This is a genomic window from Flavobacterium sp., assembly GCF_044361065.1.
Lineage (GTDB): Bacteria > Bacteroidota > Bacteroidia > Flavobacteriales > Flavobacteriaceae > Flavobacterium.
Window position 1 is genome coordinate 1 of sequence record NZ_JBIKJI010000010.1, and the last position, 18400, is coordinate 18400.

General features: G+C 33.9%; 7 protein-coding genes and 2 pseudogenes. 5 read left to right on the forward strand and 4 right to left on the reverse strand.

Annotated features, from left to right (window positions below; genetic code table 11):
• The 5 genes and pseudogenes from ACIQ11_RS01375 to hppD form a co-directional block, all read left to right on the forward strand.
• Positions 1-351, forward strand: a pseudogene (locus ACIQ11_RS01375) (patatin); the annotation flags it as partial.
• Positions 352-420: 69 nt separating this feature from the next.
• The gene (locus ACIQ11_RS01380; protein ID WP_396152106.1) at positions 421-1914 is read left to right on the forward strand and encodes an APC family permease; all 1494 of its coding nucleotides are present in this window, start codon (positions 421-423) and stop codon (positions 1912-1914) included.
• A gap of 200 nt (positions 1915-2114) precedes the next feature.
• Positions 2115-3272 carry a homogentisate 1,2-dioxygenase gene (locus tag ACIQ11_RS01385; protein WP_396152108.1) on the forward strand — a complete coding sequence of 386 codons (1158 nt, stop codon included), beginning with the start codon at positions 2115-2117 and terminating at the stop codon, positions 3270-3272.
• 97 nt (positions 3273-3369) lie between these two features.
• Positions 3370-3729, forward strand: a complete 360-nt coding sequence (locus tag ACIQ11_RS01390; RefSeq protein ID WP_396152111.1) for a four helix bundle protein — start codon at positions 3370-3372, stop codon at positions 3727-3729.
• An 86-nt stretch (positions 3730-3815) separates the two neighbouring features.
• Entirely contained in the window at positions 3816-4976 is a 1161-nt protein-coding gene (hppD, locus tag ACIQ11_RS01395; RefSeq protein WP_396152113.1) for a 4-hydroxyphenylpyruvate dioxygenase, read from the forward strand.
• Positions 4977-5175: 199 nt separating this feature from the next.
• Here hppD and ACIQ11_RS01400 read toward each other — a convergent pair whose 3' ends face one another.
• The 4 genes and pseudogenes from ACIQ11_RS01400 to ACIQ11_RS01415 form a co-directional block, all read right to left on the reverse strand.
• Positions 5176-5460, reverse strand: a complete 285-nt coding sequence (locus ACIQ11_RS01400) for a hypothetical protein (RefSeq protein ID WP_396152115.1) — start codon at positions 5458-5460, stop codon at positions 5176-5178.
• A gap of 124 nt (positions 5461-5584) precedes the next feature.
• Positions 5585-6138, reverse strand: a pseudogene (locus ACIQ11_RS01405) (REP-associated tyrosine transposase).
• Positions 6139-6538: 400 nt separating this feature from the next.
• Positions 6539-7252, reverse strand: coding sequence for a hypothetical protein (locus ACIQ11_RS01410; RefSeq protein ID WP_396152117.1), 714 nt, complete (start codon positions 7250-7252; stop codon positions 6539-6541).
• Complete coding sequence (locus tag ACIQ11_RS01415) at positions 7215-18389, reverse strand: toxin TcdB middle/N-terminal domain-containing protein (protein WP_396152119.1); 11175 nt, start codon at positions 18387-18389, stop codon at positions 7215-7217. Before ACIQ11_RS01415 ends, ACIQ11_RS01410 begins: the two co-directional genes overlap by 38 nt.
• Between the last annotated feature and the right edge of the window lie 11 nt (positions 18390-18400).

Sequence of the window (18400 nt, forward strand, 5' to 3'; positions counted from 1 at the left end):
CCTTATTTCGATTTTGCTTTTGGTGGGGTTGGATTTAAAGACAATACAAATATTCGTCCATTTTACGGATACGATTTTTTAGGTATTAGCGGAAATTCATACATTAAAAGAAGTGGAACTTTGGACTACGAATTTTATAAAAAGAATCACGTTAATCTAACCTATAATGTCGCAATTGTTGGTAATTTTATTTTTAATGCTACAAAAACTTGGTTTAACAAACCTACATATACCGGATTTGGATTGGGGTATGGTTTAGAAACATTATTAGGCCCAGTTGAATTGAAATATACTTGGTCTCCAGAATCGAATTTTTCCGCTTTTTGGGTGAATTTGGGCTTCGTTTTTTAAATATTTTTTTTGATTTGGATATTTAATTGAAAAAATCCTATATTTGAAGCAACTAAAAATTATTACTTTATGTCTATTTGGAGAGTTAAACCAGTATCCGCGTTTGAAGCGGATATGAAAAAAAATGATTTAAAAAGAGTACTTACAAAATGGGGGTTAACTTCATTAGGTATAGGTGCTATTATAGGTGGAGGAATTTTTACCTTAACCGGAATTGCAGCGCACGATTATGCTGGTCCTGCTTTAGCCCTTTCCTTTGTAATAGCTGGAATTGGGTGTTTATTTGCTTCGTTATGTTATGCTGAATTTGCTTCAGTGCTTCCAGTTGAAGGATCTGCCTATGCATATGCTTATGGTACTGTTGGAGAACTTTTTGCTTGGTTTATCGGATGGAATTTAATTTTAGAATACATGATGGGTGCTACAACAGTAGCCGTTGCATGGAGTGGTTATTTTGTTAAATTGCTGCATTTATTTCATATAGATATACCTCTTTGGCTGTGTAACGATTTAGCTACAGCTACAGAAAAATCAACTGCTGCTGGATTAGAAGCGCCATCATTTGCAATAAATTTACCTGCATTAATTATTACTTTAATTGTTACATCAATTTTAGTTAAAGGAATTAAAGAGGCTGCGAAAACCAATAATATTATCGTAATTATTAAAATCGCAGTAGTATTGTTTGTAATAATTGTAGGTGCTTTTTATATAGATACTGCAAATTGGCAACCATTTATTCCAGCTGAAACAACAACAATTGTTGACGGTGTAGAAAAAGTAAACTTTGGTTTTGGTGGTGTAATGACAGCGGCAACAATAGTCTTTTTTGCTTACATTGGTTTTGATGCTGTTTCAACTCAAGCTGGTGAAGCAATAAATCCTAAAAAAGATGTCCCTTTTGCAATCGTAGCGTCATTAGTAATTTGTACAGTTTTATACATCTTAGTATCTTTAGTTTTAACTGGAATGGTAAAATATGATGTACTTGATAAGTCTGCTCCAGTAGCTTCAGCATTTGCTGAAAATGGATTAGGATGGGCTGTATTTATTATAACAATTGCTGCAACTGCGGGTTTAACCTCTGTAATGTTAGTAATGATGTTAGGACAAACGCGTATCTTTTTAGGAATGGCAAAAGACGGTTTATTACCTCCATTCTTTAAAGATTTACATGCAAATTTCAAAACACCTTATAAAAGCACCTATTTAGTTGGAGCAATTATTGCAATTGTAGCTGCTTTTACACCAATTGATAAAGTTTCAGAAATGTGCTCAATGGGGACATTATTAGCATTTGCTATGGTTTGTATAGCTGTAATGATTTTAAGATATAAAAAACCAGAATTAGAAAGACCGTATAGAACTCCTGCTTTATATTTAGTCGGCACACTAGGTGTTTCGTTTAATTTATTCTTAATGTACTATGTTAGAAAAGAAACATGGTATGCATTTATTGTTTGGGGAATTATTGGTATCGCTGTTTATTTCTTTTACAGTAAAAAACACGCTAAATTAAATAATCCTGAAGAATTTGAAAGATTAGATAACGAAAGAAAATAATTAAAAAAACGACTTCAAATTGAAGTCGTTTTTTTTTATAATATATTTTTACGATATTTGTGTTATGAAAAATTGGAACGGATTATTAGCCCATTTGAAATTCCTCATCAAGAGAAATCCTGAGTGAGTATATCTCTTTTTGTTTTAATAAAAAAGTATCGTAACATACTTTTAAACCTATAACTTTTAAACTTAAAGAAATGCCAATATATCATAAATTAGGAAATTTCCCCCAAAAACGCCACACACAGTTTGAAAAACCTGATGGCGGATTATATTACGAACAACTTTTTGGTACCGAAGGATTTCATGGACATTCTTCATTATTATACCATATTCACAGACCAACACAAGTTAAAGAAATTACTAAATCTTATTCTGTTGAACCAAAAATTGCTATTGGGAAGAACATTAAATCGCTATTATTAAAAGGGTTTGAATTACAACCAGCCGACGATTTTTTAGAAAGCAGAAAAGATATGCTTGTTAATAAAGATTGTATTATCGGATTAGCCGCACCAAAAAAATCATTACGTAGTTATTTTTATAAAAATGCAGATGCAGACGAAATGATATTTATCCATAAAGGTTCTGGAAAACTAAGAACCATGATGGGAAATATTGATTTTGAATATGGCGATTACTTAATTATTCCACGTGGAATGATTTACCAAATTGATTTCAATTCAGAAGATAATCGCTTATTTTATGTCGAATCTTATGCGCCTTTTTATACTCCAAAAAGATATAAAAACGAATCGGGTCAACATTTAGAACATTCTCCATTTTGCGAAAGAGATTTTAAATTACCTTCTGAAATAGAAACCTATGACGAAAAAGGTGATTTCTTAATCAAAATCAAAAAAGAAGGCATGATGCACGAGGTAGTTTATGCTACACATCCTTTTGATGTTATTGGTTGGGACGGATATAATTTTCCATACGGATTTTCAATTCATAATTTTGAACCTATTACAGGTCGTGTGCATTTACCGCCACCAATTCATCAAACATTTGAAACAGCAACATTTGTAGTATGTTCTTTCGTACCAAGATTGTACGATTATCATCCAAAATCAATTCCTGCTCCTTATAATCATAGCAATATTGATTCCGATGAGGTATTGTATTATGTTGATGGCGATTTTATGAGTAGAAATAACATCGAACAAGGCCACATTACGTTACATCCAAAAGGAATTCCTCACGGACCTGCACCAGGTGCTATGGAAAGAAGTATCGGTCATACCGAAACAAAAGAATTAGCAGTAATGGTAGATACGTTTCGCCCATTAATGGTTACGGAAGCAGCAATGGGATTAGACGATGGGAAATACTACAAATCTTGGGTGGAATAATTAGATAATGTGTCAATTTGATAATTAGATAATACTAAACCGTTCAAATAAAATACATTTTCAGATTAATTAATCAACTCATTTTATAATTTCAAAAATGACTTTTAATGAAAAATATAAAAACAATGCACTTATAATTAAAACTTTTGAGTTTTCACTTAAAATAATTGATTTTACCGAAACATTACAAGAAAAAAAGAAATTTGTAATAGGAAATCAATTATTGAAAAGCGGAACTTCAATAGGAGCAAACTCTAAAGAAGCGCAAAACGCTGAAAGTAAAGCAGACTTTATACATAAATTAAAAATTGCCATTAAGGAAGCTGACGAAACAGAATATTGGTTATTTCTATGTGATGCTCATAAATCATATCCAGATTGTAAAGAATTATTAATGGATTTATCAGAAATTTTAAAAATATTAAATAAAATAATTTCAACCTCAAAACTAAAATAAATTAATAAATAGGAAATGTGTTCATTAAATAATTATTATCACGTCCCCATTTTCTAATTATCAAATTCTCTAATTAACATATTACTATGAAAGATTTAAAATCAGTCGAATACGGCTTAGAAAAAATATTTGAAGGCGCACAAGATTTCTTGCCTTTATTAGGAACAGATTACGTAGAGTTTTATGTAGGAAACGCCAAACAAGCGGCTCATTTCTACAAAACTGCTTTCGGTTTTCAATCATTAGCGTATGCAGGATTAGAAACTGGCGTAAAAGACAGAGCGTCTTATGTTTTAAAACAAGATAAAATACGTTTAGTATTAACAACCGCTTTAAACAGTAATTCACCAATTGGAGAACATGTTAAAAAACATGGAGATGGCGTTAAAGTTATTGCACTTTGGGTTGAAGATGCTAGAAAATCGTTTGAAGAAACTACAAAACGAGGTGCAAAACCTTATTTTGAGCCTGTTGTTGAAAAAGACGAAGATGGCGAAGTAGTTCGTGCTGGTATTTATGGCGCATATGGAGAAACCGTATTTGTTTTTGTAGAACGTAAAAATTACAACGGAATTTTCATGCCTGGTTATCAAGAATGGAAATCGGATTATAACCCAAAACCGGTTGGATTAAAATTTATTGACCACATGGTAGGAAATACCGGCTGGAACAGAATGAATGAAGCCGTAAAATGGTTTGAAGATGTTATGGGATTTGTTAATTTCCTTTCTTTTGACGACAAACAAATTACTACTGAATATTCAGCATTGATGTCGAAAGTTATGAGTAACGGAAATGGAAGAATCAAATTTCCAATTAACGAACCGGCTAATGGAAAAAAACGTTCTCAAATTGAAGAATATTTAGATTTCTATGAAGGCGAAGGCGTGCAACATATAGCAGTTGCAACAGATGACATCATTACTACCGTTGCCGATATGCGTTCTCGTGGAATCGAATTTTTAAGTACTCCGCCACAAGCGTATTATGATGCCATTCCAGAAAGATTGAAAGATCATATGTCTAAATTTAAAGAAGACATCAACGAGCTTCAAAAATTAGGTATTATGATTGATGCCGATGAAGAAGGGTATTTGTTACAAATTTTCACCAAACCAATTGAAGACCGACCAACACTTTTCTTCGAAGTTATTCAAAGAATGGGCGCAAAAGGTTTTGGAGCAGGAAACTTTAAAGCCTTGTTTGAATCTATTGAAAGAGAACAAGCCAAAAGAGGAACGTTATAAAAATAAAAAGCTGATTGCTATAATTTACAATACGTACTATTTATAAATACATAAATTTAATAAAAAAACCACAACTTTATAGTGTTGTGGTTTTTCTTTTCACTTTGTGGGCACGGATTGCAAATCCGCGCTATCCGTTTGAGGACATATCCGAGCCATCGGGGCTATCCGTTTGAGGACATATCCGAGCCATCGGGGATCATCTTGAGAAAATTTCATCTTTTATTTTCCCAGTATTACAATCTATTTTTACAGTTATGCCATTATATGATGATATAGTTATTTCAGAATTATTAATTGAAAATTTATTTGAATATAAGTCATTGGGCATTGGTAATTCAGAAAACCAAATTACTTGCTGAGATTTTTTATCAATACAATATAAATTAGATTCTCCTATAAATTTATAATAATTTTCTAATATAATAATTCTTCCATTATTTAAATTTTTTACTTGGATCATAGATGTTGATATAGCCTTCATAATTTGATTATAGTTTTCTTGTATTTTTATAATTTTTACTAGAAATACGCTGTAATAATTGCACTTGTTGTCCACCTCCTTTACTCCGATAGCGCGGATTTGCAATCCGTGCCTACAATCAAAATTAAAATAAATCTAACATAATTACTTCTAATTCATTTTCTAAACCTGCATAGTTTCTAGCAGAACTGAAATAATACTCTTCTGGCTCAGTTACAATTTTATCTTTTACGGGATTGTTATGGATATAATTAACTTTTTGCTTTATAAACCAATTTGTCTCTACTAACTCTGCATGATACCCGTCTTGCCACACTTTAAATTGTTGCTCTCTTTTTAAATGTTGACATACTTTTTGAAAGTATTCTAACATCCACTCTCTTCTGCTTTCAGGTTCTTCGTTTATAGTTTGAAGAATTTTCTTTGATGTAAATTTTTAAAATCTCTAATTACATCGGATAAAACAAAGCCATTAGTGGCCTTACATAACAAATGTAAATGGTTACTCATCATAACATAAGCATAAATCTCAAGTCCTTTATTTTTTTGGCAATAATTTAATGCGTTTATTATGTTGTACTTTTGATTAAGACGCGTAAACACATCTATCCAGCCTACAGTTGTTATGGTGATAAAATAAGCTTCTTCGGTTGTTGTGGCTTTATATTTTGTTGACATTGACGTATAAATTTATACTCAAATATAAAAAAAAGCACACTACTTTTATTATAGTTTCTGTTTTTCTTTTCACTTTGTGGGCACGGATTGCAAATCCGCGCTATCCGTTTGAGGACATATCCGAGCCATCGGGGTTTAACTCCTGCTTTTAAACCTGCTTTAACTATTGAACCACCAGCCCCTGCTGTTCCAATATCTAAAGCCATTCCCACAATTCCTATACCAAGAGTGGTCATATCCCCATCACGGATTCCTCTATAAATATCTCTTCCGCTTCCTACAAATGGTATAAAGTCTACTACATCTACTTGCTTTCCGTTCGGGTTTGTCTAACCAATAATCTGTTAGTTTGCCTATCATTTCAGTTGCTTGCTTCATACCATCCGCACTGGTAAGATCTTTAAAGTTTGGTTTCATCAATAAAACTTTCATTTAGATATTCATCTGAATCAAAATACCCAAAATTAAAGCTTCTAACATCAGATAATGTTCCGTCTTCATAATAAACATACATTCTTTCTTTTATATATTTTTTACTAAAAATCTCTTTATTATTGCATTCTTTTATAAACTTTTTTGCACCTTCTATGTTAAAATTATTCCTAATATCATCAATCCCACAATCGTGGCAAAAAAAACTTTTTTGCTTTGTAGAATATGTTATACAACCACCAGCATACTTTCCCTTAATTAAATTGTAATTATAATTATAAATGGTATCATTAAATATTATTTTATTATGAAAATACGTAATTTCATTAAAAATTTTATTATTCCCAGAGTTCTTATCTTTATTCAATATTTCCCAATGCCCTTTTTTGTTAAAATAAATTGTTTTTTCAATTGTTTTGTTTTCAGTAATTAATTTTTTTTGCATTTTAATCAAAACAATACTATCCTCAGTAGTTAATACTTTTACAAAGTATCTACCTTGATAATTGTCAATATCATCAATTTTGAATAATCCTTTCATCTGATATTCATCAAAACATTTATATAAAATATAATTGTCTTCATTTTTATTAACTTGGCAGCTGAAAAAAGTAATTAAAATATAGATAAAAAATATATTCATATTATTTAGTATCTTCCTTGTTCCAAATAAATGTTCCATTGAGTCTAATTTTTAAATCGTAAATTTCTTTCGGTTTCGAATTCGGTTTAAACAAATGATAATCGTTATAATCATCACCGTCTATATATTTCCTGTCCCAAATCCAACCTTCTTTTTTATTATTATTTAAATATGTTTCATTACCTTCGTAGGAATATCCAGCAGGAACAGAATGGTCTGATGTAAAGACATTTGATTGAGTAACATCCGTGAAATTTTGAATCATACCCATTGCCTGTTTATCATTATCTTTTGTTACTAAACACTCTCCGATAAATATATTTTTCCCTTTCAAAATACTTTTTAAAGACGTAAATTCTGAAAAACTGCTAGTTCCTACGTATTTTTCTCCTTTTGGGTCAGAAGTAGTATATAACGATTGATCTCCTATTTGAAACAATCCTTTATTTCCATGTTGTGAAATAGATAATGAAGTGAAATTAACCTTTTGCTCTTTCAATCTTTTTACAGAGTTTGCTAATCCATTTATTCCAGAAACCATTATTATTGGCATATTCTGTTTTTTAGCGGCTTTATATTCTGCGAGCATTGCAGGGTCTGATTTGTAATTTAACGGCAACACTAAAACAGTTCCATATTTAGTGTTCTTATTAATGTTTTCATATCGATATTTTGGCTTAGGTTCTCTACCATCAGGATCTATTAATTCTAATGGGTTTAATAAACAATAATTATAGGGTGAATAATTAGGATATTTTTCAAATTCGGGATCCACAGAAATCCAAAGATTTTCCCTACTTGAGTAATACCTCGCTCCATAATAGTAAAGCCCACTCTCCTCATCCAGCTCCTTACCATTAAACTTGTACGGTGAGTTGTGTGAGTTTTTATGCTCCTCAATGAACGTTTCGCCAAAGGCAAAGTACTCCATATGCTGGCTTACTTCTCCTACAAAGTTAGTAATATAATTGCTACTTCCCAAATGGTCAGGGTGAAAAAAGTAGTGTTCGGTTTCTGCCGCTATACCTGTAAACGCAGGAACTGCCAAAAACGCATTATTACTAGCAAATGTTGGTGTGGGTGTAATTCCAAAAGCAGTATACACTTTTGTAACACCCGTTTCGGCAGTTGTTAATTGGTTTCCACTGGTGCTTACTAAGTTAATAGGGGCACCACCACTGCTGTTTTCAATAAGTGTCCACTCTTGTAAAAACTTGCCTAAATTAGTGGTAGTTCCTATTTTGCTACTTACACGTTGCGTTCCTGCAAAATAGTGTTTGGTGTAGCTTAATGCTCCTGTACCATCAGCAGCTGGTCGTGCCACCAACATACCACTTGGGTATAGCATAAAATCGTTCTTTACGGCTGTACCTACTTTTAGGGCGTTTTCATATATTGCTACACTGGTTGCGTTTTGTTTTATAATACGTTCACCTCCTGCATCGTAGGTATAAATAGCAATTGGATGCACGGTGTTTGCCTCTGGGTTTAGGTCAATAGCTCTTAATCTATTTTCTTCGTCCCAAAGGTTTTCCCTTAACACGTCGGCTTCTGGCGAAGTACATATTTTACTAATTATTTTGATTTGGTTACCATTGGCATCATAATCAAAACCTTTGGTTTTTACTCTTGGGTCGTTTGCCGCATCACAACAGCCAGTTGTGTTTGGCTGGTCTACAATAGTGCGTGGTGCATGCGGTTGTGTATAGTTATACCCCGCTACACTATAATCTGCCGTGTTATAATCTTGATAATTTAAGTTATAAGACGTTTGTTCTACCTGTGTCCAAGTACCTGCTACAGAGTTAGCATTGGTACTGGTTGCTGTTTCATGGTTTTGTATTTTGCTAGTAATATTATGTTGGCTATCATAGCTCATGGCCAAGGTATATTTACTATGGTTAAAGCCCACACCATTATCATTTCGTCCTACAAAGTTACCCGATGCGGTGGTTAATCGGTTTAAATCATCATAGGTATATTCTTGCCAGCTTCTACCTCCAATTTGTGTAGCTGTAGGCACTGCAACGGTGTTGTTTTGTATAGACAATACGTTGCTTAGTACATCGTAGTTGTATTTGTTGTTTACAAATTGTCGAGCCGTTGCCGCACCATAAGTAGTAGAAGCGCTTACTTTCATTCTATCCAAACGTCTGCGTTCGGCTTGGTAATTGTAAGTGGTTTCTGTACCATTACCGTAGCGTAAATAGGTGCGTTGTCCAAATTTGTCATACCCTAATTGGCTAATGATGTCTTTGTTATTAGCCCCATTTTTATTGCTAGTCATCGCATGCAGCTCGCCACCTTTGTTGTATTTGTAGGTAACTAGCTCTTCATCAGGATATTTAATGGTTTTTACACGGTTCCAAGTGTCGTACGTCCATTCGGTTTGAAACCAATATACTCTATCGCCAGGCACCGCCACCGAACGACGGTTTAGGGTAAGTTCACCTAATCGTCCGTATTTCATGTATTGTGTTCCTGTGGCGTCTACATGATACCATAATCTTCCTACGGCATTATCGTTTGCCGCATCAGAGTTCCCTGCTGTGCCGTAATAATAATGCACGTTATTTTCAGGGTTTTGAGGGTACTTAATCTCATCTAATCGGTTGTAGGTATATTTGTATTCTATTTTTTGATTTACTTGCAATAAGTTAGCCGTTTTACGCTCTATTAAATTACTAGCTTTGTCATATACAAATTGGGTAATACCGTTATCAGGATGGCGCAACTCTGTACGTCTTCCTGCTAAGTCGTATTTACTTATGGTTTCATTACCTGCAACATCTTTAACTTTTAGTAATTCGCCAATGTTATTGTATTCAAAATTGGTTGGAATATTTCCTGTTACTGATTCTTGTAGGGTTTGAGTCGTTCTACCGCGCACATCGGTAAACGATTTTTGTACTTGCCCCAACTCATTGGTAACGGTAGTTACAAAACGGTCGCCATCAATGGTATATGCCATCGTCGTTTCCTCGGTTTCACCTGGTAGTTTTGTAGTTTTACTTCTGTCTAACACATCATAGGTTGCCATTGTTGGTTCAACCGTATCGGCAGTATTATCATACACAAAGGCATTGGTTGGCACAAAACTCACATTAGAAGTTAGTCCAGTAAAATCATCGGTTTGTGTGGTTGGATAATAGCTTTCTATTGCTCTACCGTAAGCATCTTGCTTGATTTTTCCTGCCAAAAGCCACTCCAATTTATTGTTAGTTGTGTTTGGAGTATTTCCTGTAGTTGCTACTAAATGACGAGCAAACATCTTTTTAACTTGCACTGGTTTGCCAAAACCGTCTGCCAAGGTACTGGTTAAAATCTGGTTGGCAGTGGTTACACTTTCTTCATTAGCACGATACTCAGGGTCAAAATGACGGGTTAAGGCATGGTGCAATTTATTGGTTGGGTCATTTGTATCTATGTTGTCTGGCACAATGGCTTGAAAATTACCAGTAGCATTATAAATTTTGGTATAGTTATCATCGTCAATACTAGTTCCATTAACTTTAGAGGCAACAGCTGTTTCGCCTTGGTATTCAAAACGAATCGTCCAGCCAATTTCGTTACCGCCGCCAGTTACGCCCTCAACAAATAATTCATAAGGCCCTGTAATTTCTATGGGTCTTCCACGGTCGTCTATACGGGTACGCATAGGTTGTAGGTTCATATCGGTAGTATAAACCGGAATACCGAAAAGGTAATTGTAAATACTACTTGAGGCGTACCCAAATGCATCGTTTACAGCTACTGGGAACGTGTGAATTACATCATCGTAAGTGTATTCTCTAAAGAATTTGCTATTATCTAAAGGATTAATGCTGTTTTCATGAGTTACTTTTGAAAGATTTCCATACGTATCATAAAGCATGCTAACTGTTGTGTCATCTGCTGTATTTAGTTTTGTAATTACTTTTTCTAAATCGCCATTGGTATTATAAACTGCCTTGCGTTCTCTTTTTAAAGTAGTGCCATCAGCATCAAAAACTTGAATGGTTGACGGATAGCCGTTATATTGTTGTCCGTATATGGTTATAGGATTGTATGCTATTTTAGATACGTATGCGTCTGCATTTTGATTACCATAATCGCGGTATTGTGTGATGTTTCCTTTGTTGTCAAAACCTTCCATAACGGTAACGGCAGTAATAAGTCCGGTTTCTCCTTCAGTAAATGATTTTACTGAAATGAGAGGGGAAACAAAAAGACGTGAATGGTCAAATTTGGTACAAATAAATGTAGGAAAAGTGACGTTATTTATATCTGAATTATTAAAACGCACTTTATTTTCATCAATTAACGACAAATTGTATGATGATGAATTGCTTCCAAAAGGCAAATAACTTACAGGCGTTTCTGAATCATAAATACCATAAGTGGTTTTATTTTCAGTCCATTTTTTATGATTTGCGTCAAAAAGTGTTTCTTTTTTAACGGCACCTTTTAAGTAATAATTATTGGTATGAAATTCTTGCACAGAATAACGGTAAATTTCAGGCAAAGTAGCCGCTGTAAGATTAGGGCTAAGTGCTGTATTGTAACCGCCATGTTGATATACTGTCAATTTTCCGAAGCCAAAGAATTCGCGTTCTCTTCGATCGTGGTGAGGCAATTCATATTTTACAGAAGTAACATTTCTATCATTAGACCAGTTGTTGTCTGCTGTAAAAGCGTCAAAAATAGCAATTTTGTTTACTACATATTTACTTTGAGGTAATTCAAATGTATTTCCTACGCGTTCATAAGCAACTTCCCAAGAACCACCTGTTGGGGTGTTTACTTTTTTAAGAAGGTGGGTTTTGCCAATTTTTGAAAGACGAGCGTGAAGTTCTCCATCATTTGAATTACCACCACCAGTACTTAAAATATCTACAAAACCATCACCGTTAATGTCTTCAATATTGTTTTCCGTTCTATTTAGAGACTGTTCACCACCAAAACTAGGAGTAATTACAAGCTTTACACATAACGCAGGAGGTATCCCAATTGGAATCGGAATTGTAAAAGAACCATTTAATCCTTCGGCTGAGCTTCGATTAAAATTAATAAATCCACTAACAGAATGTTCTGTATTATCAAAAGCAATACCTGTATTTAATTTGTATTTTAAACCCTCACCACCAAAGTCTAACAATAAATCTGGTAGTCCATCTCCATTAATGTCTGCAATATTTCTTTCGGTATAGGCTTTAGAAACAGAAGCGCTAATACCTCCTGAATAGCTATTATCACCATAAGAATAACCAAATCCACCAGAGATATTACTTTGTGTTCCATTTAAGTCATTAGTTCCATTAACCCATGTCTTTTCAGAATCAAAACCATAACCTAAATTCAAAGAAACTTTAATACCACCATCTACATTAATTCTATCTGGAAGACCGTCACCATTTATATCTATCCATAGCAACTTTTCCTTATTTTCTCCACCGCCAATACCAACATTGGGACTAGATGATTTTAATTGTGTCTCTGTTTTTGCATCTACAGCTGGTGTAGTTCCTTGATTAGCACTACTATCGGTCTTAGGCTCAGAAGTACTTGATTTTTTAAACGTTCCTGATACACCAGCTCCCCAGTTTGCAGAAGTTCCGCTAGAAACTCTACCAAAACCTAAGTTTCGAGTTTCCGCGAATCCTCCTATTGGACTAGTAAATTGTACATTATCTTTGGTTAAAATATCAGGATACCTGTCACCATTCAAATCCATATAGTTTAATTCCGCCCAGTTAAAACTAGTACTATAATTTGCACTTCCTCCAAATGCACCAACTCCTAAGCCTCCAGAAAAGGAATGACCTTCTCCTTTATTAATTAAAGCAATACCACCAATAGAAGGGAATGAACAAATTGCACTTGTTGTTCCGCCTGTAGGCATTTCAACATATATAGTATTTATGTTTTTAACCCCCATTCTTGAGGTTGAAAAATAATTTTCCTGTACACTAACAAAGTTAGAGGAACCATACCATAAATTGAGTTCTTCATTTGGAGATAATCTAAAAAATCTTATAGCTGTTGGATTTTGTGTATTATTGGCTTGTAAGCAATCTAGTAATGGCTGACCAGACAACCCTTGACATGGGCCAAACGTAGAAGTAGTATTTGAATTTAATACCCCTTCGTCAATTGGAATAATAGTGTTTGTTGCAGTAATTCCGTAATTCGCTTGTATAACTGGATTTCCGCCAACAAGAACAATTGCTCTTCTTTCTTCATCAGTATCGAAACTACCATTGCCGTTATAGTCAACACCTCTTTGAATAACAATACCACCATGGTAGGCAAAATGTCCCCAATTTCTATAGTTTGGACCAAAATCATTATTGCCTACTTTGCAATAAATATCTTTTTTAGTATCCCTTAATGAAACTGTATTTATCCAAAAATCTCTAACTGATCCAGCAATGCTATTATTGTTAAAAGTTGTAGAATTATAAGTTGCGTCTGCTCCACCTCTTATTCTTACTTTGATTTGTCCATCTGAAGCAGTAGCTGGAACTGTAATATTAAATGTATGGTTTAGTAGTGAAGTTGTGGAAGCAAAAAACTCACTTGCCTCTATACTATTATTTCTATTCCAATCAATCCAAACCGCAGCTCTTGAAGAGGTGTTAAGATTTACATTTAAACTATAAGAGGTACTTTTTACATAACTTTTAATAGGTGTTGTAATTTGCTGATAATAGTTTGGACAAGTTTGACCAGTTGAAACAAAACCTCCAAATGAAATTCCTGTTAACCATTTGGTAGAACATACGCCTGTCGGTGTAACATAAGCAGGTTGTATTGCACTTGGAATAGTTGATTGATAGATTTGAACCGTAATTGGGTTTGTTGCTAGTGCGCCTATATTGGCAGCATTTACATTCGATGTGTAATATTCCGCATAAATCGTAGGTGTTACATCATTTTCAATTGCAATATCATTTAATCCAATAATCGATGCTACCCCTGAAATTACATTGACTGTAATATTTTGTGTTGCTATTACTTTTTTGTTACTGTTTTTAACTACTAACTTAAAAGGATAGCTGCCATTTGCTAAAGTATTAAAAGCAGTTGTCGTAAAAACTGGTCGAACTACAATTGTAGTCGTGTTTAATCCTGTTACTTTAGAAATTACATCGTTAATTTTTTTATTGTAAATACCATAATTTACAACAGGGTATAGTGCAATAACAGAACCAGAAGTTGGTGTGAAATTGATAACAGGCTCCCAGTTAATTGCTTTCCAATCTACATTAGAATTGGAAGACACTGAAAATTTGAATGCTTCATTCGCATTGACAGTTAGTGGAAGCATGTTACCTCCTAAATCTAAAAAATTTGATAAGGTTAAATTATTTGCTATTAATTGATTTAGTGATGCTGTGTAAGTATTAATTATCGTGTAATTACCATTCGTTACATCAATACTACCTTTTTCAATAGTAAAAACTACATTATCACTAAAAGTTAAAGGAGCAACACTATTTAAAGTGGCATTCCAATTGAATGCAATAGTTCCCGCACTTGGAATTATAGTGGTAGCATCAGCTGATAAAACAAATCCTTCACTTGCTGAAGATGAAAAATAAGAAACTGCATCAACATTAGTGTCATTTGTACCTGTGTAAAGGATGGCTGGATTCCATTGAACTCGGTCGTAACTTCCTTCTTCTTTTGCTTGAACTCTAAAATACAAACGATCTCCTTTAGCGACAGTTAAAGAAGCTATCGCCATATTTTGTGACGCAGTGTTAACAGTTGAACTTGCAGAAAAAGTAGGATTAATAGTCTTATCTAATATAACATTTCCGCTACCATTTGGGAAAGTTGAAGTGTTTTTTTGGATTGATAATCGAACACCGTCATAATCTGTGAAATACTCATCGTTTGAATTTGGATAAGGCTCAGACGCTGTTGGTGCAAGTGGTGCTAAAATGGCAGTTCCAGATATAGCAACTGTCCCCGCTTTAGGAGCCGTCCAAACTTTTATAATATCATGTTGTGGGTTCTCATCTCTTAATTGGTCTTTAGTTTCTAGTGAAATATTATTGATAATACTAGTGCTAATTGCACCCGAACCAACAGGATTGCTGGTTTGACTGTTATTGGTTGAGAAACTTGCAGTGTTTAAATAAGTAGAAGTAAGGGTTTGATTAAATTTTACAGATCCACTGTCCACTAAATCTATCAACCCATCACCATTCACATCCGAAAAATAAGTTTTTGTCGTACTTTTTGAGGTATTATAGGTATAACCTACAAAGGCTACAAAACTTGCTTGAGCTCCCACACTAAATGAATTGGAAGATGTTTTAGAAATATCGCTAATTCCTGTAATATTTTGCGGCATTCCAAATCCGACATTAGCACCCAAAAGTCCTAAATTTGGTCTGAATTTTAAACTACCTCCCTCTTTATATACTTTATCTGAAAGGCCATCTCCATTCACATCCATAAAAGCAATTAATCCTTTACTTGTTGAGTTACTATAGCCAAAATTTACTCCAGCGGTAAAAGTTATATCATAACTTGTACACAAACCTATGCCTGTATACAAGCCGCCATTCAATCCCCACCCTTTAGAAGTCCCTAAAGAACTACCTTTATTAGAAAACTCACCAGATATAGCGCCTGCTAAACTACTAATTGTTAAATCCCCTTTAATATCGTCATATTTTCCATCCCATATACTGGTTGACGTTGAATTCAAAATATTCCCGTTTGAGATTAAAGAACCATCATCTCCTTTATTCTCATACTCCATTGTATTAGAGTAAAACAAATCGCCATTGGTATCGTATTCAGAAATTTTTACCAATTGTTGTTTAAAGAAAGCGTGTTCTTCATAATCGAATTTATATGTTCTGATGGGTTGTGGAATGTTGTTTTGTATAAACCCTACCTTTATTTCTTTCAATAAATCTTTGGTTACTTGAACTACTCCATTTCGTGCATTAACTTGAATGTCTTTTCTGGCTATTCCATTTGTAGATAATGGGTTATGAACGAATTCAACTTTATAATAATTAGGTAAATTATCTTCAACACCATTGGTATGATGTTTCGTATATCTAATCTCTTTAATATAAAACTCATTACCTCCTGTGCCTGGTTTTCCTGAATCCACATCAATTCCATATTTATTGTCATAGACATATTCCACATAGTTTCCATTGGTGTCTTCAGTTCTATACAACCCCCAATATGATATATTACCAATTATTTTATCTTGCGTTAAAGATGCAACAACTCCTGTTCTAATAACTGCATTATTATTGACACCATTAGTTGCAATAAAACTAGGATGCCCGCCATAAAAACTTTTGTTACCTGTTTTGTCTGTAACTTCCCACCAATAGTTGGTTGGACTATTTCCATGACGAATTACTTTGGCATAACTGCCTTCTATTCTTGGGTAGAATTCTCTTTCAGAAGTTCTTGAAATATTGTCTTTTCTATGAGGGTTGGTATAATCTGCTCCATCTTTTAAGGTAAGCATTCCGCCACCCATAGCGTATATCTCGGTTTCTTTTGAAGCATCATATCTCGGTGCTCCCCAACGTGTATCTAAAGACACGCCAGGAATAGATAAATCCCATCCTAATCCCATCCAGCCATTACCACCTTCTGAGTTGTAGTTTACGGATAGTTCGGGTTGCATGCCACTTCTTCCTGCTGGTAACTTAATTGGAAAACTGGTATTTAAGGTTCCCATATTGTTTGGACTTGGCGGAGCAATACTTACCACACCCGCCGTTGGATCTGCTGCTTTGATATCTTTTATAGAAGTTGGTGTGTAACTTCCAGTTTCTGGCGATTCAGGAACTTTAATAATACCATTGATAAAATCGGTGAAATGAACGGTTTTAGAAACGATTTCTTGTGTAGTTGACAATAAAGTATCTTTCTCTAAGGCCATCCATTTTCTTTGATCATTATCAAAATAAAAGGTTTTCACATCTTTGGCAGTATAGCCTGTTGGAAACTTTTTCTCATCGTATTTTAAATGAATTTTGGCTGGTTTTTCTATATTAAAATGGTTGCCGTGCGGTAGCATTCTGTATCCATAATAATCGGCTGTAACGTTTACCATTTCTGGTGAAAGTGTAGGTAAATCCACATAACGTAATCCTGCAATAGAAATATTCTTTGTATCATTTATACCAGCTTCATCCACTTTTATAGTAGCTCCTGCAAAAGATAAGGTGTTGCTTTTTGCTTTTTCAAATATTTTATTGGTAACAGCAAGTGTTTTATTGTTTTTGTGTACTGCAGTTGGTTCTTCTAAAAGTTGATTTACTTTGATGGTATTTTCGGTTTTAACTCCTTTACTATTTGTGTAAGAAACTACTAAATTTGCATTTGGAGCTTTCTCTTCTACTGCTACTTCAAACACGCCATTAATTACTGGAAATTCGTTATCTAAAACCGTAACTTTTGATACACTGGTGTCCGTTACAAAACCACTAAAAGCAATTTTTCCTTTATAAGAATTAGTTGCTTGTTGATTAAATACAATAGTCTCCGAATTAGAATTTTTCTTAACTTCATAAACCATTTTTAGATTGCGAACCATATATTGATAGTTGGCATTTTCGAATGTAGTAAATTTGACAAAGTTTTTCCCTTTTTGAATATCTGCAGGATTTAATCGTTCTCTAACTTTTGTCCAAGTCTTGTTGCTTTTTATGATATTACCCCCTGTAGCCAATTGGTCATTGATGCTTTTCGTAGCTTGACTGCCATCAGCAAGGCCAAAAAGTTCGTATTCCAAATACGCTTCTTTTTCTTGCTTAACATCTTCTTTTAATTCAAAACTAAAAATATTATCGGTAAGTTCATCAATTGGTAAATTTTCACTTTTGCCTATAATTCCTTGTTTTTCTATAGCAGGAATAATGTTGGCGTCTTTTACTACAACTACTCCACTACTTTTAACAACTCTCGTTGTAGAAGTTATATTGTTTTTGTAATGCTTAATATCATTGGAAAGTGCATTTAAAGAAATATTGCTTTCAATGTTACTTGTACTGCTTCTAAAATAAGTACGATTCAACTTATTTTGATTTTTTAAAGCATAACTTAAAGGTTGTGAAAAAACCATCATGTTTACCATTATTGCTACAAAAAGTTGTAACGTAAATTGACGTTTTCTAATCCAAGAGAATATATTAGTATGCATTTACTTTTATT